The organism is Pseudomonas brassicacearum (assembly GCF_918698105.1).
Lineage (GTDB): Bacteria > Pseudomonadota > Gammaproteobacteria > Pseudomonadales > Pseudomonadaceae > Aquipseudomonas > Aquipseudomonas brassicacearum_F.
Genome location: NZ_CAKKMI010000021.1, coordinates 1 through 17501, shown reverse-complemented (window position 1 = coordinate 17501; position 17501 = coordinate 1). Strand labels below are relative to the sequence as shown.

The window sequence follows — 17501 nt, the reverse complement described above, 5'->3', positions numbered from 1 at the left end:
AATAGAGAGTCCTGGGTAAAGAGATCCCTGGCGGAATGCCCGGGTGGGGCGTTCCCTGGTACGGCGTGTTTGGGTCCACAGCGCCGTGGTCGATCATGGTTCTGCACGCTTGAGTGCGCAACGCCGTGATCTATGTTGGTGCGCACTTTACCCAAGATTAGCGGGGGAACACACCGGATGTTTCTGTCGGAAAGTATCAATATTGTTGCGCGGCTTTATACATGAGCCAGCGTGACGGGGCCCTGGACCTGCTCAAGTGGTTGGCTCTTTTGTCGATGGTCCTCGATCATCTGCGATATGTCGGTTTTTCCGTCGATTGGCTCTATGTGCCGGGGCGGTTGGCGTTCCCGTGGTTCTGCCTGGCGATGGCGGCGAACCTGGCGCGCAACGGTGACGGGGCAACGCCCTGGCGCTACCTGGGTTGGTTGCTGTTGTTCAGCGCCGTGAGCGAAATAGCCTATCGACTGTTCTTTCCTGCCCCGGCGACTTTGAATGTAATGCCGACCCTGGTCCTGGGCTTGCTGGTGGCGCGCGGTTGGCAGGCATCGTCCCTGGAGGCGCGCAGCCTGGCCGCGGGGGCGCTGCTGCTGGCGGCGCTGTTTTCGTCGCGGCTGATGTTCGGGTTCTTCGGCGTACTGTTGCCGCTGGCGATGCTGCTGGTGTTTCGTCGGCCCTGGTATTTCGCATTATTGCCGGGGTTGGTGTGCGTGGCGGCCAACCAATGGCGGGTGTTGTATGGCGCGGCGTGGCTGGGGGATGGGGTGGCGCTTTGGGGATTGGTGACCTGCCTGATCGCGCCATGGCTTGGGCGGGTGCTTTTGCGACACACGGGTCGTTTTCATCCACCGGCGATGCGGCGTTGGGCCTACGCACTGTATCCCGCGCATTTTCTGCTGTTGCTCGCGGTTCGCCAGATCGTCGCATAGCCCTTTGTGGCGAGGGAGCTTGCTCCCGCTGGGCTACGAAGTAGTCCCAAGACCAGACGCCTTGATTTATCAGGCAGATCAACGTCGGTTTTTGGGAGGGCTTCGCCCTCCAGCGGGAGCAAGCTCCCTCGCCACAGGGGTTGGTGTCCGGCTCCATTTGAGCGCATGTCGTAAACGCACCTTTGCGTGGCGTCCATAGGCATTTGACATGCCTGCGCCAGCCATACCATCGCATCCAAAGGGCACGACCGAATGGTCCGTGCCTCACCGAGACGAAAGGCGCACCGCCGCCGCTGGGAGAGACGCGATGTTCAGCAAGCAAGACCAAATCAAAGGCTACGATGATGCACTGCTGGCGGCAATGAACGCCGAAGAGCAACGCCAGGAAGATCACATCGAACTGATCGCGTCAGAAAACTACACCAGCAAGCGCGTGATGGAGGCCCAGGGCAGCGGCCTGACCAACAAGTACGCCGAAGGCTATCCGGGCAAGCGCTACTACGGTGGCTGCGAGCATGTCGACAAAGTCGAAGCCCTGGCCATCGAGCGTGCCAAGCAGTTGTTCGGCGCCGATTACGCCAACGTCCAGCCGCACTCCGGTTCGTCGGCCAACAGCGCCGTGTACCTGGCCCTGCTGCAGGCCGGCGACACCATCCTGGGCATGAGCCTGGCCCACGGCGGTCACCTGACCCACGGTGCCAAGGTGTCGTCCTCGGGCAAGCTCTACAACGCGGTGCAATACGGCATCGACACCACCACCGGCCTGATCGACTACGACGAAGTCGAGCGCCTGGCGGTCGAGCACAAGCCGAAAATGATCGTTGCCGGTTTCTCCGCTTACTCCAAGACCCTGGATTTCCCACGTTTCCGCCAGATCGCTGACAAGATCGGTGCCCTGCTGTTCGTCGACATGGCCCACGTTGCCGGCCTGGTTGCCGCCGGCCTGTACCCTAATCCACTGCCTTACGCCGATGTGGTCACCACCACCACCCACAAGACCCTGCGCGGTCCTCGTGGCGGCCTGATCCTGGCCAAGGCCAACGAAGAGATCGAGAAGAAGCTCAACGCTGCCGTATTCCCCGGCGCCCAGGGTGGCCCGCTGATGCACGTGATCGCCGGCAAGGCAGTGTGCTTCAAGGAAGCGGCAGAGCCAGGCTTCAAGGCTTACCAGCAGCAAGTGATCGACAACGCCCAGGCCATGGCTGGCGTGTTCATCAAGCGCGGCTACGATGTAGTGTCCGGTGGTACCGATAACCACCTGTTCCTGGTCAGCCTGATCCGTCAGGGTCTGACTGGCAAGGACGCCGATGCCGCCCTGGGCCGCGCCCACATCACCGTCAACAAGAACGCCGTGCCGAACGATCCGCAATCGCCGTTCGTGACCTCGGGCCTGCGCATCGGCACCCCGGCGGTGACCACGCGCGGTTTCAAGGTGACCCAGTGCGTCACGCTGGCCGGCTGGATCTGCGACATTCTCGACAACCTCGGCGATGCCGATGTCGAGGCCAATGTCGCGCAGCAAGTGGCGGCCCTGTGCGCGGACTTCCCGGTTTATCGCTGAGTCGGTTTTGGAGTAATGACTATGCAACGCTATTCGGGCTTCGGCCTCTTCAAGCACTCTCTCAGCCATCACGAAAACTGGCAGCGGATGTGGCGCACGCCGACCCCGAAAAAGGTCTATGACGTGGTCATCGTCGGCGGTGGCGGGCATGGCCTGGCGACCGCCTACTACCTGGCCAAGGAACACGGCATCACCAACGTGGCCGTGGTCGAGAAGGGCTGGCTGGGCGGCGGTAACACCGCGCGCAACACCACCATCGTGCGCTCCAACTACCTGTGGGACGAATCGGCCCACCTGTACGAACACGCCATGAAGCTGTGGGAAGGCCTGTCCCAGGACCTGAACTACAACGTGATGTTCTCCCAGCGTGGTGTCTACAACCTGTGCCACACCCTGCAGGACATCCGTGACTCCGAGCGTCGGGTCAGCGCCAACCGCCTCAACGGCGTGGACGGCGAGCTGCTCAACGCCAAGCAAGTGGCCGACGAGATCCCGTACCTGGATTGCTCGAAAAACACCCGCTACCCGGTGATGGGCGCCACCGTCCAGCGTCGTGGCGGCGTGGCCCGTCACGATGCCGTGGCCTGGGGCTTTGCCCGGGCGGCGGACGCGTTGGGCGTGGACCTGATCCAGCAGACCGAAGTGATCGGTTTCCGCAAGGAAAACGGCGTGTGCATCGGCGTGGAAACCAACAAGGGCTTCATCGGCGCCAAGCGTGTCGGCGTGGTGACGGCCGGTAACTCCGGGCACATGGCCAAGCTCGCGGGCTTCCGCCTGCCGATCGAATCGCACCCGCTGCAAGCGTTGGTGTCGGAGCCGATCAAGCCAATCATCGACAGCGTGATCATGTCCAACGCCGTGCACGGCTACATCAGCCAGTCCGACAAGGGCGACCTGGTGATCGGTGCCGGTATCGACGGCTACAACGGCTACGGCCAGCGTGGTTCGTACCCGGTGATCGAGCACACCATCCAGGCCATCGTCGAAATGTTCCCGGTGCTCTCGCGGGTGCGCATGAACCGTCAGTGGGGCGGCATCGTCGATACCACGCCGGACGCCTGCCCGATCATCTCCAAGACCCCGGTGCCGAACATGTTCTTCAACTGCGGTTGGGGCACTGGCGGCTTCAAGGCAACACCTGGCTCGGGCAACGTCTTCGCTGCAAGCCTGGCCAAGGGTGAAATGCATCCGCTGGCCGCGCCGTTTTCCATCGACCGTTTCCACAACGGCGCACTGATCGACGAACACGGCGCTGCTGCCGTCGCCCACTAACAGGAGAAATCCCTATGTTGCACATCTTCTGTCCTCACTGCGGCGAACTGCGCTCCGAAGAGGAATTCCATGCATCCGGCCAGGCGCATATCCCGCGTCCGCTGGATCCGAACGCCTGCACCGACGAACAGTGGGGCGACTACATGTTCTTCCGTGACAACCCACGCGGGTTGCACCATGAACTGTGGGACCACGTCGCCGGTTGCCGCCAGTACTTCAACGTGACCCGCGACACCGTGACCTACGAGATTCTCGAAACCTACAAGATCGGCCAAAAGCCGCAGTTCACCGACAAGGCTGACAGTCCGAAAGCGGCTGCACAGGCTCTGGGAGAGAAGGTATGAGCCAGATCAATCGCCTGTCCAACGGCGGACGGATCGACCGCAACAAAGTGCTGAGCTTCACCTTCAACGGCCAGACCTACAAAGGCTTCGAGGGCGACTCCCTGGCCGCTGCGCTGCTGGCCAACGGTGTCGACATCATTGGCCGCAGCTTCAAGTATTCCCGGCCTCGCGGCATCTACGCCGCCGGCGCCGAAGAGCCGAACGCCGTGCTGCAGATCGGTGCCACCGAAGCCACGCAGATCCCTAACGTGCGCGCCACGCAACAGGCGCTGTACCAGGGTCTGGTCGCCACCAGCACCAACGGCTGGCCGAACGTGAACAACGACATGATGGGCATTCTCGGCAAGGTCGGCGGCAAGCTGATGCCGCCGGGCTTCTACTATAAAACCTTCATGTACCCGCAATCGTTCTGGATGACCTACGAGAAGTACATTCGTAAGGCTGCCGGTCTTGGCCGCTCGCCGACCGAGAACGATCCGGACACCTACGACTACATGAACCGTCACTGCGACGTGCTGATTGTCGGCGCTGGCCCTGCTGGCCTGGCCGCCGCGTTGGCCGCGGCCCGCAGCGGTGCGCGTGTCATCCTGGCCGATGAGCAGGAAGAGTTCGGCGGCAGCTTGCTCGACTCCCGCGAGAGCCTGGACGGCAAGCCAGCGATCGAATGGGTCGCTGCGGCGGTGGCTGAACTGCGCTCGATGCCCGAAGTGGTGCTGCTGCCTCGCGCCACGGTGAACGGTTACCACGACCATAATTTCCTGACCATCCACGAGCGCCTCACCGACCACCTCGGTGATCGTGCGCCGATCGGCCAGGTGCGCCAGCGCATCAACCGCGTCCGCGCCAAGCGCGTGGTCCTGGCGACCGGCGCCTGCGAGCGCCCGCTGGTCTATGGCAACAACGACGTGCCGGGCAACATGCTGGCCGGCGCGGTGTCCACCTACGTGCGTCGCTACGGCGTGGCACCGGGCAAGAAGCTGGTGCTGAGCACCAATAACGACCACGCCTACCGCGTGGCCCTGGACTGGTTCGACGCCGGCCTGCAAGTGGTGGCCGTCGCCGATGCCCGCAGCAACCCACGTGGTGCGCTGGTGGAAGAAGCCCGTGCCAAGGGCATTCGTATCCTCACCGGCAGCGCCGTGATCGAGGCCCGTGGCAGCAAGCGCGTCACCGGGGCACGTGTGGCCGCGATCGACGTGCGTGCTCACAAAGTCACCAGCCCCGGCGAATGGCTGGACTGCGACCTGGTGGCCAGTTCCGGCGGCTACAGCCCGGTGGTTCACCTGGCTTCGCACCTGGGCGGCAAGCCGATCTGGCGTGAAGACATCCTCGGTTTCGTACCGGGCGAAGCACCGCAGAAGCGCGTGTGTGTCGGCGGCGTGAATGGCGTCTACAGCCTTGGCGATAGCTTGGCTGATGGCTTCGAGGGCGGCGTGCGCGCGGCCAGCGAAGCCGGCTTCAAAGCGGTGGAGGGCGTGTTGCCCAAAGCCTTGAGCCGTCATGAAGAGCCAACCCTGGCGCTGTTCCAGGTGCCCCACGAAAAATCCACCGCACGGGCGCCGAAGCAGTTCGTCGACCTGCAGAACGACGTCACCGCCGCCGCCATCGAACTCGCCACCCGCGAAGGCTTCGAGTCGGTGGAACACGTCAAGCGCTACACCGCACTGGGCTTCGGTACCGACCAGGGCAAGCTGGGTAACGTCAACGGCCTGGCCATCGCGGCCCGCTCGCTGAACGTGAGCATCCCGCAGATGGGCACCACCATGTTCCGTCCGAACTACACGCCGGTGACCTTCGGCGCGGTGGCTGGCCGGCACTGCGGGCACATCTTCGAGCCGGTGCGTTACACCGCACTGCATGCCTGGCATGTGAAGAACGGTGCCGAGTTCGAAGACGTCGGCCAGTGGAAGCGCCCTTGGTACTTCCCGAAGAACGGCGAAGACCTGCATGCCGCGGTCAAGCGCGAATGCAAGGCCGTGCGCGACAGCGTCGGCCTGCTGGACGCCTCGACCCTGGGCAAGATCGACATCCAGGGCCCGGACGCCCGTGAATTCCTCAACCGCGTCTACACCAACGCCTGGACCAAGCTCGACGTGGGCAAGGCCCGCTACGGCCTGATGTGCAAGGAAGACGGCATGGTCTTCGACGACGGCGTGACAGCCTGTCTGGCGGACAACCACTTCCTGATGACCACCACCACAGGCGGCGCGGCGCGCGTGCTGCAATGGCTGGAAATCTATCACCAGACCGAATGGCCGGACCTGAAGGTGTACTTCACTTCGGTCACCGACCACTGGGCGACGATGACCCTGTCGGGCCCCAACAGCCGCAAGCTGCTGAGCCACGTCACCGACATCGACCTGGACAAGGACGCGTTCCCGTTCATGACCTGGAAGGAAGGCCTGGTGGGCGGCGTGCCGGCGCGGGTGTTCCGGATCTCGTTCACCGGTGAACTGTCGTACGAAATCAACGTGCAGGCCGACTACGCCATGGGCGTGCTCGAGCAGATCGTCGAGGCCGGCAAGCAGTACAACCTGACTCCGTATGGCACCGAGACCATGCACGTGTTGCGGGCCGAGAAGGGCTTCATCATCGTCGGTCAGGACACGGACAGCTCGATGACGCCGGACGACCTGAACATGGGTTGGTGCGTAGGCCGGACCAAGCCGTTCTCGTGGATCGGCTGGCGCGGCATGAATCGCGAAGATTGCGTGCGTGAAGACCGCAAGCAACTGGTGGGCCTCAAGCCGATCGACCCGAATGTCTGGCTGCCGGAAGGCGCGCAACTGGTGTTCAACACCAAGCAGGCGATCCCGATGACCATGGTCGGCCACGTGACCTCCAGCTATGCCCACAACTCCCTGGGTTATTCATTTGCCATGGGTGTGGTCAGGGGCGGCCTCAAGCGGATGGGCGAGCGGGTGTTCGCGCCATTGGCCGACGGCAGCGTGATCGAGGCAGAGATCGTTTCTTCGGTGTTCTTCGATCCGAAGGGGGATCGGCAGAACATCTAACATTCAAGCCCTGTGGTGGGGGCGTGTGGGAGCAAAGCTAGCTCGCGATGCAGGCAACACGGTAGCCGTCAGACCGAGTTATCGTTCATCGCGGGCAAGCCTTGCTCCCACAGCGCCACGCACCGGCAGGTCGAGCAAGCATTCAAGACAGGTGCTCCATATGACCGCAGTCAACGTGTACCAACAACGCCCAACCACCGGGGCCAAGGCCGAGTCGTCGCTGCACCATGCCGACCTCGCCAGCCTGGTGGGCAAGGGCCGCAAGAACGCCGGTGTGACCGTGCGCGAGAAAAAACTCCTGGGCCACCTGACTATTCGTGGCGACGGCCACGACCCGGCGTTCGCCGCCGGTGTGCACAAGGCCCTGGGCCTGGAATTGCCAGGTGCGCTGACCGTCATCGTCAAGGGTGAAACCAGCCTGCAATGGCTTGGCCCGGACGAGTGGCTGCTGGTAGTGCCCACGGGTGAAGAGTTCGCCGCCGAACAGAAACTGCGCGAAGCCCTGGGCGACCTGCACATCCAGATCGTCAACGTCAGCGGCGGCCAGCAGATCCTCGAACTGTCCGGCCCGAACGTGCGCGACGTGCTGATGAAATCCACCAGCTATGACGTTCACCCAAGCAACTTCCCGGTGGGCAAGGCCGTGGGCACGGTGTTCGCCAAGTCGCAACTGGTGATCCGCCACACCGCCGAAGACACCTGGGAACTGGTGATCCGCCGCAGCTTCTCCGATTACTGGTGGCTGTGGTTGCAGGATGCCGCGGCGGAGTATGGGTTGAGCGTGCAGGGCTGACACATAAGGCCCAAAGCCGAGCCCGGCCTTTGTGGCGAGGGAGCTTGCTCCCGCTGGGCTGCGCAGCGGCCCTCGCTTTTGGCGGTTGCTGCGCAACCGAGCGGGAGCAAGCTTCCTCGCCACAGGGTTCTATGTCGCCCAGTTAATTTTGAACAGGAGTCACCGCAATGAGCCGCGCCCCAGACACATGGATCTTGACTGCCGACTGCCCCAGCGTGCTCGGCACGGTGGACGCGGTGACCCGCTTTCTGTTCGAGCAGGGCTGCTACGTCACCGAGCACCACTCCTTCGACGACCGGCTCTCTGGGCGCTTCTTCATTCGCGTGGAGTTTCGCCAACCCGACGGTTTTGACGAGCAGAGTTTTCGCAACGGCCTGGCCGAGCGTGCCGAAGCCTTTGGCATGGTGTTCGAACTGACGCCGCCCAACTACCGGCCCAAAGTGGTGATCATGGTCTCCAAGGCCGATCACTGCCTCAACGATTTGCTCTACCGCCAGCGCATCGGCCAGTTGTCCATGGACGTGGTGGCCGTGGTGTCCAACCACCCCGACCTCAAGCCGCTGGCCGACTGGCACCAGATTCCCTACTACCATTTCCCCCTGGACCCGAACGACAAGCCTTCCCAGGAGCGGCAGGTGTGGCAGGTGATCGAAGACACCGGCGCCGAGCTGGTGATCCTTGCCCGCTACATGCAAGTGCTGTCGCCGGAGCTGTGCCGCAAGCTCGACGGCAAGGCGATCAACATCCACCACTCGCTGCTGCCGGGTTTCAAGGGCGCCAAGCCGTATCACCAGGCCTACAACAAAGGCGTGAAGCTGGTGGGCGCCACGGCGCACTACATCAACAACGACCTGGACGAAGGTCCGATCATCGCCCAGGGCGTGGAAGTGGTGGACCACAGCCACTATCCCGAAGACCTGATCGCCAAGGGCCGGGACATCGAAGGGCTCACCTTGGCCCGGGCGGTGGGGTATCACATCGAGCGAAGAGTGTTCTTGAACGCCAATCGCACTGTCGTTCTTTAGACCGACATCGCGAGCAAGCTCGCTCCCACAGGGAGTACGCGATCAACTGTGGGAGCGAGCTTGCTCGCGATGAGGCCCTTACAGACAACGAAAGAAACAAAAGACACAAGCACTACCCGAGCAATCAACGCGCTGCCTGCCTGGGCAACGCAGTTCCACAAAAACAACAGCGAGGTGAAAGCATGTCTGGTAATCGTGGTGTCGTGTATCTCGGCAACGGCAAGGTCGAAGTACAGAAAATCGACTATCCAAAAATGCAGGACCCGCGCGGCAGGAAGATTGAGCACGGTGTCATCCTGCGCGTGGTCTCCACCAACATTTGCGGCTCCGACCAGCACATGGTGCGCGGCCGTACCACTGCCCAGACCGGCCTGGTCCTGGGTCACGAGATCACCGGTGAAGTGATCGAAAAGGGCAGCGACGTCGAGAACCTGAAAATCGGTGACCTGGTGTCGGTGCCGTTCAACGTGGCTTGCGGGCGCTGCCGTTCCTGCAAAGAGCAACACACTGGCGTCTGCCTGACCGTCAACCCGGCCCGTGCCGGCGGTGCCTACGGTTATGTGGACATGGGCGACTGGACCGGCGGCCAAGCCGAATACGTGCTGGTGCCGTACGCCGACTTCAACCTGTTGAAACTGCCGGACCGCGACAAGGCCATGGAGAAAATCCGTGACCTGACCTGCCTGTCCGACATCCTGCCGACCGGCTACCACGGCGCCGTCACCGCCGGTGTTGGCCCTGGCAGCACCGTCTACATCGCCGGTGCCGGCCCGGTTGGCCTGGCGGCTGCCGCTTCCGCTCGTCTGCTGGGCGCGGCGGTGGTGATCATAGGCGACGTCAACTCCATCCGCCTGGCCCACGCCAAGGCTCAAGGCTTCGAAATTGTCGACCTGTCCACCGACACCCCGCTGCACGAGCAAATCGCCGCACTGTTGGGCGAGCCAGAGGTGGATTGCGCCGTCGACTGCGTCGGCTTCGAAGCCCGCGGCCACGGCCATGACGGCGTCAAGCACGAAGCCCCGGCCACCGTACTCAACTCGCTGATGGGCGTGGTCCGTGTAGCCGGCAAGATCGGTATCCCTGGCCTCTACGTCACCGAAGACCCGGGCGCTGTCGATGCGGCGGCGAAAATGGGCAGCCTGAGCATTCGCTTCGGCTTGGGCTGGGCTAAATCCCACAGCTTCCACACCGGCCAGACCCCGGTGATGAAGTACAACCGCCAACTGATGCAGGCGATCATGTGGGACCGTATCAACATTGCTGAAATCGTTGGCGTGCAGGTGATCAGCCTGGATGACGCGCCGAAGGGTTATGGCGAGTTCGATGCGGGCGTGCCGAAGAAGTTTGTGATTGACCCGCATAAGTTGTTCAGTGCGGCGTAAGCGGTAAAGGGCAAGACGGAAAAAAGGGCGACAGTGATGTCGCCCTTTTTTATTGGTTTGAAAACCTCATCCTGGCGCTGATAGTGATAGCCCTGACCGATCATTATTCCGGCGTCACTTTCGCGGCCTGCATGCCTTGGTCTCCCTTTTCGACTTCAAACGAGACGGTCTGCCGCTGTTTCAACGTTTTATAACCTTCGCCAGCTATTGCCGAATAATGAACGAACAATTCCTCGCCTCCTTTGCCGCAAGTAATGAAGCCATAGCCCTTTGCATCGTTAAACCATTTAACGGTTCCTTTGATTCGGTCGTTCATTTTTATTCTTCCTGCTTGCCCGAATGAAGAAAGGCACAGGGACTGTGGTTTGCCCAGAGCCTTGTTTTTCGCTGTCTCGGCTGGAGCTTAGAGTCGGCACCCAAAGTTGCCTACTGTCAGAGTTGACAGTAGGCAATACCGAGAAGAAATAACGGATTGTGCGTTGATAGTTGGATGACTGCCGCAGCGGTCATGCCCGGCTTGTGCCTGTACCGTCGACCGATCACGTCCAGCACATCGCAGCCACCTCGCAACGGAATCGTCCGTAGGAGCTGCCGAGTGAAACGAGGCTGCGCTCTTTCCCCAGACACTTGAGTCTCAGGCGAAAGATCAAAAGATCGTCCGAACGCGGCCCGAGCCTTCGCCAGCTCCTACGGGGCAGTTGCGGTCTCGACCCGTTCGCAGAATTCAGGATGGAAACCTTTGGCGCTTGGGCCTTGGCAATAGGCTTGCGCCTGGGCCAGGGCGTCGGCGCTGAAACGCAGGCTGCGGGGCATGCCGGCAAAGGTTTCGTAGCCGCCCTGTTGGGTCTTGATGGCGTCGAAGCCCGGCATGTCGTAGACCAGTTCCACGTCATCGTCGGCGAGCAGGCGCGCCTTGACCGTCACTTGTGTGTACTGCTTGCCCCCGGGCGCGCCATTGAGCGCAGCCAGACCATGGCCGACAACCCGCAGCAGGTCCGCAACCCAGGCATTGCTGTCATCCGCGGCAGCGTTTGGACGGTAGCGCACGGTCAGCGTTTGCTGGTCGCGGGTGACCTCGGTGAGGGTCGGGTCGGAGCGCTTGATGCGGTGTTCGATGGTCAGCCAGGTCTTTTGTTCTTCGCTGGTGCCGTCGGCCAGTTCCGGATTCAACGGGCCACGCTGGCACTCGTTGACGCCCAGGGCAATGAGCATGCCCGCCAGGATGACGGCGAGTGTTGCACCGCCGATTTTTACGTTCATAGGCAAACTCTGCTGGAGAAGGGCGCACTGTACGGTAACGCTGCAGGCGATGGCAGGGCGCCTTGAGACGCTGTGCAGGAACAGTGACGTGGTTGCCATTTCCGATCAGAGATGGTTGAAGTAGTCTTCGTCCATTAGCCTGCACATTCTGATGTCCGGGCTTTTGCAGTGATTATTCACCCACCCGGAAAAGGCAGGTTCCAGAATCTGCTGATACTCCAGATTCAGATTTATGTCCCCGTACCGGCACGTAATGGTCGCCTTCGTAGCTGTCTGTTTGTCCTCCCTGGCTTCATGGACAACGTACTCGGCGCCTTCGAATTGCAACGAGGTCGGGTTGACCACGTCCACAAGGTTTTCGCTCTCCCATTCGTGTTCGTCCTGTGCTTCGACGAAGAAAACATCTTCGACTGATTCAATGTTTCTATGGATGTCAGTGACGGCGGGGCAGATTATTTCGCCGGCATGGGCTTGGCCGATGAACAGCAAAAGCAACGCCGTACCTCCAGCCAGTATTTTTTTCATGGGCCAGGCTCCAGGGCTCAGATCGACGATTCACGGCTTTGGTCGGGCGGTTACTGTCAATGTTGGCGGTTATTTATGTCAATTTAGAACTGTATATGGATGTTTGGTAACTTTTAGTTATATAAAAGTGCGGTTTTCATTGAATCAGATGCTCCTGACGGCTTTGGACGATTTTGCTGTAATGGCTATCGGCCAGCCATAGTAATACATTTAGGAACAATTTCCGTCCACACCGGTCCAACGCACGTTTTACGCCGCTCTTCATGAGCGGCTTTTTCATGGTCTAGAGGACGTCCCGGATGAAAGTTTCACGCGGTTTTGCTCTGTCTTGCCTGGTGGCGGTGGCTGCCAGCCCGGCCTTCGCGCAGTTCAGCCTCAGTGACGCAGCCAGTGTGGTGTCGGCGATGCAGGGCAACCAAGGCGAGCAGGGCGAGGGCGCCGTGGCCGCCGCGCCGAAAGCCGCCGGGCTGCTCAACACCCTGGGCTCGGAACTCAAGATCACGCCGGAACAGGCCATTGGCGGCGTCGGTGCGATGCTGGGGCTGGCGAAGAACCGCCTCAGCGAGCCGCAGTTTTCCGAGTTGAGCAACAGTGTGCCGGGCCTGGATCAGATCGCCGGAAACAGCGCCATCGGTGGGCTCAATGGCCTGGGCGGTTTGCTCGGGGGCGGGTCGGACAAGAATGCGCTGCTCGACGGGCTGCTGGGTAACGTCAAGGACACTAACGACCTGAACACTGCCTTCAGCGCGCTGGGCATGGACAGCGGCATGATCGGCCAGTTTGCCCCGATCATTCTGCAGTACCTCGGCCAACAGGGTGTTGCCGGTTCGCTGCTGCAGGACCTGGGTGGTATTTGGGGCGCGGGTGCAGGTGTCTGATAGATAAAGGTGGCGACATCGAAAATCCGCCACGAAGCCCTTAAAAGCTCAAGCTGAAGCAGTCGGGTGTTGGCGCTTGGGCCTGAAGGTAATGCAGCGTGAGATGGATGCCACCCACTTTGCAGGTGAGGGTTACCCTGCTTGATGCTTGTTCCTCTTCGTCGGATTCATGGATCGCGAACTCGGCCTCGTTGAATTGCTCCACCGCTGGGTTGGCGGCCTGTGTGAGGCGCGGTTGCTGCCATTCGCGATCATCCTGAATCTCTACCGTTTCATTATTGCCATGGCTGGGTGCCGCACTCGGGTGAGTGACTTCTGCGGCGTGGACATGACCGATTATCAGCAAGAGTATTCCAGAGCCGCCTGTCATGAAGTTTCCCATTGGCCTGCCTCCATATTTTGTGTCGGCGACATGTTTGCGGCTGTGCCTGGCCAGGGCTACTGTCAGGGTTGACAGTTTTTTATGTCGATTTGGAATTAAAAGAGGTCAGGTCGAAAAAAGCGAACCTCGCGCTTTAGGGTATTCATCCGTGGTGTTACCTGTCAGAACGGTCAGGCAGCACTTCCCTCGCTGCGCAGGGCCGCGATGCGTCGGTCCTTTTCGGTCCAGAGCTGGTTGACCCAGTCCTGCACGTGCTGGCGAAACACCGGGTCGTTTTCGTAGTCGCCTTGCCACAACACGGGGTCCAGCTCGCGGGTCTGGATGTCGATGATGACCCTGGGCACCGCGCCGCTGATCAAATCCCAAAAACCGGGGATGCGTTCCTGCGGGTACACCACTGTCACGTCCAGCACCGCATCCAGCTGTTTGCCCATGGCCGCCAGCACGAACGCCACGCCCCCGGCCTTGGGCTTGAGCAGGTGGGTGAAGGGCGATTGCTGTTGTTGGCTTTTGGCGGCGGTGAAACGGGTGCCTTCGAGGTAGTTGACCACGGTGACCGGCTGGCGCTTGAACAGCTCGCAGGCGGCCTTGGTGATTTCCAGGTCCTTGCCGGCCAGTTCCGGGTTCTTCGCCAGGAAAGCCTTGGTGTAGCGCTTCATGAACGGGTAGTCCAGCGCCCACCAGGCCAACCCCAGGAACGGCACCCAGATCAGCTCTTTCTTGAGGAAGAACTTGAAGAACGGCGTACGCCGGTTGAGGGTCTGGACCAGAGCGGGGATGTCTACCCAGGATTGGTGATTGCTGATCACCAGGTAGGACGTATCGCGGCGAAGGTCGGCACCGCCGCGAATGTCCCAGCGGGTGGGGATGCACAGGGCAAAGATCAGCTTGTCGATCTCGGCCCAAGTCTCGGCGATCCACATCACCGCCCACGAGGCATAGTCGCGACAGCGCCCGGGCAGGACCAGTTTGAGCACGGCGAACACCATCAGCGGTCCGAACAGCACCAGGGTGTTGAGCAATAACAGCAGCGTGACGAAACAGCCGGTGAGCAGGCGGCGCATAGATGACTCTTGCAAACAGGTGGGCGGGCCATGATAAGCAAGCTTCGGGCGGCAGGCCAAATCGGTGTGGACGAAAGTTTCACTTGAACTTGGCTAAACTGGATGGGCTTTTGTGGCGAGGGAGCTTGCTCCCGCTGGGCTGCGAAGCGGCCCCCGATTGGCGGCGATGGCCAGACCGATTTACGACTGCTGCGCAGCCGAGCGGGAGCAAGCTCCCTCGCCACAGGGATGTTTAACCGAACGAATTCGTTGACCACGGTCTAAAACCCCACTCCCACGATGGAAGCCCTAACTACATGAAATCAGTTCTCGCCCTGCTTTCCCTGGTGGCCCTTCCAGTGCTGGCCGCCGAGCCGACCCTGTACGGGCGCTACGAATACATCGCGCTGCCGGAAATCGGCGGTGAGGTGCTCAAGGCCAAGATGGACACCGGCGCCCTGACTGCCTCGCTGTCGGCCAAGGACATCGAAACCTTCACCCGCGACGGTGATGATTGGGTACGGTTCCGCCTGGCGACCAAGGATGCGAGCAACAAGGTCTACGAACACAAGATCGCGCGCATCAGCAAGATCAAGACCCGCTCCGAGGAAGATGAGGACGACGATGAAAAGATCGCGCCCACCAAGCGCCCGGTGGTCGATCTGGAGTTGTGCCTGGGTAACGTCAAGCGCACGGTCGAGGTCAACCTGACGGACCGCAGCAGTTTCAATTACCCGCTGCTGATTGGCGCCAAGGCGCTGCGTGAGTTCGGGGCGGCGGTGAACCCGGCGCGGCGGTTTACGGCCGATAAGCCGGACTGCTGATTTCCCTGATTGACTCACCCCGAGGCTTGCGGCACCGTTCCGGCAACTTTACTGCCGGGCCCGCAAGCCATGCCTCATATCCTGATTGTCGAAGACGAAGCCGCCATCGCCGATACGTTGGTGTTTGCCCTGCAAGGGGAGGGGTTCGACACCACGTGGCTGAGCCTTGGCGCGGCGGCTCTCGAGCATCAGAAAAGTACCCCGGCGGACCTGATCATCCTCGATGTGGGGTTGCCGGATATCAGCGGATTCGAGACTTGTAAAAATCTCAGACGTTTCAGCGACGTTCCGGTCATCTTTCTTACAGCCCGGGATGGCGAGATCGACCGGGTGGTGGGCCTGGAGATCGGTGCCGACGATTACGTGGTCAAACCCTTCAGCCCCCGCGAGGTGGCGGCCAGGGTCCGGGCGATTCTCAAGCGTGTGGCGCCGCGTCCGGCGGCGGAATCGAGCACGGCGCTGTTTCAGGTCGATATCGAGCGTGTGCAGATCAACTATCGCGGCAAACCGCTGAACCTCACCCGCCACGAGTTCCGCCTGCTCAATTGCCTGCTGGAGCAACCTGAACGGGTCTTCAGTCGCGAACAATTGCTCGATGCCCTGGGCGTGGCCAGCGATGCCGGCTACGAGCGCAGCATCGACAGCCACATCAAGAGCGTACGCGCCAAGCTGCGCCTGGTCCGGGCCGAGGCCGAACCGATCCAGACGCATCGGGGCCTGGGCTACAGCTACAGTCCGGGGCACAGCTGATGTCGCTGGGGATCCGGATTTTCCTGGTGTATGTACTGTTTATCGCCCTGACCGGCTATTTCGTGCTCAACACGGTCATGGAGGAAATTCGCCCTGGCGTGCGCCAGTCCACCGAAGAAACCCTGGTGGACACGGCCAACCTGATGGCCGAGATCCTGCGGGACGATTTCAAGGCCGGCACCCTCAACCAGAATCGCTGGCCGCAGTTGCTCAAGGCCTACGGCGAGCGCCAGCCGGCGGCGACGATCTGGGGCTTGCCGAAAAACCAGGTCAGCCATCGCATCTATGTCACCGATGCCAAGGGCATCGTGGTGCTCGACTCCAGTGGCGTGGCGGTGGGCCAGGATTATTCGCGCTGGAACGACGTCTACCTGACCCTGCGCGGCCACTACGGCGCTCGTTCGAGCCGCAGCGTTCCGGATGACCCGACGTCTTCGGTGATGCATGTCGGCGCGCCGATCCGCGACAACGGCCGCATCATCGGGGTCGTGACCGTCGCCAAGCCCAACAGCTCATTGCAGCCTTATGTCGATCGCACCGAGCGGCGGCTGTTGGCCTATGGCGCCGGGTTGATCGGCCTGGGCCTGTTGCTGGGCGGCTTGCTGTCCTGGTGGCTGAGCGCGGCATTGCGGCGTTTGACGACTTACGCCCAGGCGGTCAGCCAGGGGCAGCGGGTGGAGGTGCCGCATTATCGCGGCGGCGAGTTCGAGCAATTGGCGGGCGCCGTGGAACACATGCGCACGCAACTGGAAGGCAAGGCTTACGTCGAGCGTTACGTGCATACGCTGACCCATGAACTCAAGAGCCCGCTGGCGGCGATTCGCGGCGCCGCCGAACTGCTGCAAAGTGACATGCCCGCCGCCCAGCATCAGCGCTTTGTCAGCAACATCGACAACGAAAGTGTGCGCATGCAGCAGTTGATCGAACGCTTGCTCAACCTGGCCCAGATCGAGCAGCGCCAGGGGCTGGAGGAAGAGGTCGCGGTGCCGCTGGCGGCGTTGATGGATGAGCTGCTGGAAGCGCGCGGTGGCTGGATTGAAAGTCGCCAGTTGACGATTGAACAGCACATCGCCGCCGACCTGACGCTGACCGGTGAGCCGTTCCTGTTGCGCCAGGCCTTGGGCAATCTGCTGGAAAACGCCCTGGACTTTACCCCCGTCAATGGTCGGCTACGTGTCAGTGCCGAGCGCAACGGGAACCGCGTCGAGATCCGCCTGTTCAATCAGGCCGCGCCGATTCCCGACTACGCGCTGCCACGCCTGAGCGAGCGCTTCTACTCGTTGCCGCGCCCGGACAGCGGTCGCAAGAGCACCGGGCTGGGGCTCAACTTTGTCGAGGAGGTGGTGCAGTTGCATGGCGGGCAATTCAGTATCGGCAATGTCGAGGGTGGGGTGGAGGTGGTTTTGCGGTTGCCCTGAAACCGCATCTGCTATCTGACTAAACACTAACCCTTGTGGGAGCGAGCTTGCTCGCGATAGCGGTGGATCAGCTTGCATTTATGTTGCCTGACAGCCCGCTATCG

General features: G+C 61.6%; 17 protein-coding genes. 12 read left to right on the top strand and 5 right to left on the bottom strand.

Going from position 1 to position 17501, the window contains the following annotated elements; translation table 11 throughout:
* The first annotated feature begins 221 nt into the window (after positions 1-221).
* From LQ215_RS10730 to fdhA, 8 genes are all read left to right on the top strand, one after another.
* A complete protein-coding gene (locus tag LQ215_RS10730) occupies positions 222-926 on the top strand; it encodes a TraX family protein (RefSeq protein ID WP_230149568.1) in 705 nt (234 codons plus the stop codon).
* Positions 927-1233: 307 nt separating this feature from the next.
* Positions 1234-2487 carry a serine hydroxymethyltransferase gene (gene glyA / locus LQ215_RS10725; protein WP_230149566.1) on the top strand — a complete coding sequence of 418 codons (1254 nt, stop codon included), beginning with the start codon at positions 1234-1236 and terminating at the stop codon, positions 2485-2487.
* Between the two features lie 21 nt (positions 2488-2508).
* Positions 2509-3759 carry a sarcosine oxidase subunit beta gene (locus LQ215_RS10720; RefSeq protein WP_003206307.1) on the top strand — a complete coding sequence of 417 codons (1251 nt, stop codon included), beginning with the start codon at positions 2509-2511 and terminating at the stop codon, positions 3757-3759.
* A 14-nt stretch (positions 3760-3773) separates the two neighbouring features.
* Positions 3774-4103 carry a sarcosine oxidase subunit delta gene (locus LQ215_RS10715; RefSeq protein ID WP_003206305.1) on the top strand — a complete coding sequence of 110 codons (330 nt, stop codon included), beginning with the start codon at positions 3774-3776 and terminating at the stop codon, positions 4101-4103.
* Complete coding sequence (locus tag LQ215_RS10710) at positions 4100-7117, top strand: sarcosine oxidase subunit alpha (protein WP_230149564.1); 3018 nt, start codon at positions 4100-4102, stop codon at positions 7115-7117. The genes LQ215_RS10715 and LQ215_RS10710 overlap by 4 nt, the downstream gene beginning before the upstream one ends.
* Positions 7118-7277: 160 nt before the next feature.
* Positions 7278-7910 (top strand): sarcosine oxidase subunit gamma, encoded by a 633-nt coding sequence (locus LQ215_RS10705; RefSeq protein WP_230149562.1) that lies wholly within the window; start codon positions 7278-7280, stop codon positions 7908-7910.
* Positions 7911-8077: 167 nt separating this feature from the next.
* Positions 8078-8935 (top strand): formyltetrahydrofolate deformylase, encoded by an 858-nt coding sequence (gene purU / locus LQ215_RS10700; protein ID WP_230149560.1) that lies wholly within the window; start codon positions 8078-8080, stop codon positions 8933-8935.
* 182 nt (positions 8936-9117) lie between these two features.
* Positions 9118-10317: a formaldehyde dehydrogenase, glutathione-independent gene (gene fdhA, locus LQ215_RS10695; protein WP_003177608.1), complete on the top strand. Its 1200-nt coding sequence runs from the start codon at positions 9118-9120 to the stop codon at positions 10315-10317.
* Between the two features lie 103 nt (positions 10318-10420).
* On the opposite strand, the gene LQ215_RS10690 is transcribed toward fdhA, so the two are convergent.
* The 3 genes from LQ215_RS10690 to LQ215_RS10680 form a co-directional block, all read right to left on the bottom strand.
* Positions 10421-10633: a cold-shock protein gene (locus LQ215_RS10690; protein WP_028237470.1), complete on the bottom strand. Its 213-nt coding sequence runs from the start codon at positions 10631-10633 to the stop codon at positions 10421-10423.
* Between the two features lie 371 nt (positions 10634-11004).
* Positions 11005-11577 (bottom strand): hypothetical protein, encoded by a 573-nt coding sequence (locus LQ215_RS10685; protein ID WP_230149558.1) that lies wholly within the window; start codon positions 11575-11577, stop codon positions 11005-11007.
* Between the two features lie 105 nt (positions 11578-11682).
* A complete protein-coding gene (locus tag LQ215_RS10680; RefSeq protein WP_230149556.1) occupies positions 11683-12102 on the bottom strand; it encodes a DUF3757 domain-containing protein in 420 nt (139 codons plus the stop codon).
* 299 nt (positions 12103-12401) lie between these two features.
* On the opposite strand from LQ215_RS10680, the gene LQ215_RS10675 reads away from it, so the two are divergent.
* Positions 12402-12980 carry a DUF2780 domain-containing protein gene (locus LQ215_RS10675; protein WP_230149555.1) on the top strand — a complete coding sequence of 193 codons (579 nt, stop codon included), beginning with the start codon at positions 12402-12404 and terminating at the stop codon, positions 12978-12980.
* A gap of 40 nt (positions 12981-13020) precedes the next feature.
* Here LQ215_RS10675 and LQ215_RS10670 read toward each other — a convergent pair whose 3' ends face one another.
* A complete protein-coding gene (locus tag LQ215_RS10670) occupies positions 13021-13362 on the bottom strand; it encodes a DUF3757 domain-containing protein (protein WP_230149553.1) in 342 nt (113 codons plus the stop codon).
* 170 nt (positions 13363-13532) lie between these two features.
* A complete protein-coding gene (locus tag LQ215_RS10665; protein WP_230149552.1) occupies positions 13533-14426 on the bottom strand; it encodes an acyltransferase in 894 nt (297 codons plus the stop codon).
* A gap of 296 nt (positions 14427-14722) precedes the next feature.
* Here LQ215_RS10665 and LQ215_RS10660 point away from each other — a divergent pair, with 296 nt between their 5' ends.
* From LQ215_RS10660 to creC, 3 genes are all read left to right on the top strand, one after another.
* Entirely contained in the window at positions 14723-15229 is a 507-nt protein-coding gene (locus tag LQ215_RS10660) for an ATP-dependent zinc protease family protein (protein WP_014340569.1), read from the top strand.
* 69 nt (positions 15230-15298) lie between these two features.
* Complete coding sequence (gene creB, locus LQ215_RS10655) at positions 15299-15979, top strand: two-component system response regulator CreB (protein WP_230149550.1); 681 nt, start codon at positions 15299-15301, stop codon at positions 15977-15979.
* A complete protein-coding gene (creC, locus tag LQ215_RS10650; RefSeq protein WP_230149548.1) occupies positions 15979-17397 on the top strand; it encodes a two-component system sensor histidine kinase CreC in 1419 nt (472 codons plus the stop codon). Before creB ends, creC begins: the two co-directional genes overlap by 1 nt.
* Positions 17398-17501 lie beyond the last annotated feature (104 nt).

Excerpts from the sequence above, each read along its gene's own strand:
- LQ215_RS10730 (WP_230149568.1), top strand. The coding sequence starts at position 222 with ATGAGCCAGCGTGACGGGGCCCTGGACCTGCTCAAGTGGTTGGCTCTT.
- glyA (WP_230149566.1), top strand. The coding sequence starts at position 1,234 with ATGTTCAGCAAGCAAGACCAAATCAAAGGCTACGATGATGCACTGCTG.
- LQ215_RS10720 (WP_003206307.1), top strand. The coding sequence starts at position 2,509 with ATGCAACGCTATTCGGGCTTCGGCCTCTTCAAGCACTCTCTCAGCCAT.
- LQ215_RS10715 (WP_003206305.1), top strand. The coding sequence starts at position 3,774 with ATGTTGCACATCTTCTGTCCTCACTGCGGCGAACTGCGCTCCGAAGAG.
- LQ215_RS10710 (WP_230149564.1), top strand. The coding sequence starts at position 4,100 with ATGAGCCAGATCAATCGCCTGTCCAACGGCGGACGGATCGACCGCAAC.
- LQ215_RS10705 (WP_230149562.1), top strand. The coding sequence starts at position 7,278 with ATGACCGCAGTCAACGTGTACCAACAACGCCCAACCACCGGGGCCAAG.
- purU (WP_230149560.1), top strand. The coding sequence starts at position 8,078 with ATGAGCCGCGCCCCAGACACATGGATCTTGACTGCCGACTGCCCCAGC.
- fdhA (WP_003177608.1), top strand. The coding sequence starts at position 9,118 with ATGTCTGGTAATCGTGGTGTCGTGTATCTCGGCAACGGCAAGGTCGAA.
- LQ215_RS10690 (WP_028237470.1), bottom strand. The coding sequence starts at position 10,633 with ATGAACGACCGAATCAAAGGAACCGTTAAATGGTTTAACGATGCAAAG.
- LQ215_RS10685 (WP_230149558.1), bottom strand. The coding sequence starts at position 11,577 with ATGAACGTAAAAATCGGCGGTGCAACACTCGCCGTCATCCTGGCGGGC.
- LQ215_RS10680 (WP_230149556.1), bottom strand. The coding sequence starts at position 12,102 with ATGAAAAAAATACTGGCTGGAGGTACGGCGTTGCTTTTGCTGTTCATC.
- LQ215_RS10675 (WP_230149555.1), top strand. The coding sequence starts at position 12,402 with ATGAAAGTTTCACGCGGTTTTGCTCTGTCTTGCCTGGTGGCGGTGGCT.
- LQ215_RS10670 (WP_230149553.1), bottom strand. The coding sequence starts at position 13,362 with ATGGGAAACTTCATGACAGGCGGCTCTGGAATACTCTTGCTGATAATC.
- LQ215_RS10665 (WP_230149552.1), bottom strand. The coding sequence starts at position 14,426 with ATGCGCCGCCTGCTCACCGGCTGTTTCGTCACGCTGCTGTTATTGCTC.
- LQ215_RS10660 (WP_014340569.1), top strand. The coding sequence starts at position 14,723 with ATGAAATCAGTTCTCGCCCTGCTTTCCCTGGTGGCCCTTCCAGTGCTG.
- creB (WP_230149550.1), top strand. The coding sequence starts at position 15,299 with ATGCCTCATATCCTGATTGTCGAAGACGAAGCCGCCATCGCCGATACG.
- creC (WP_230149548.1), top strand. The coding sequence starts at position 15,979 with ATGTCGCTGGGGATCCGGATTTTCCTGGTGTATGTACTGTTTATCGCC.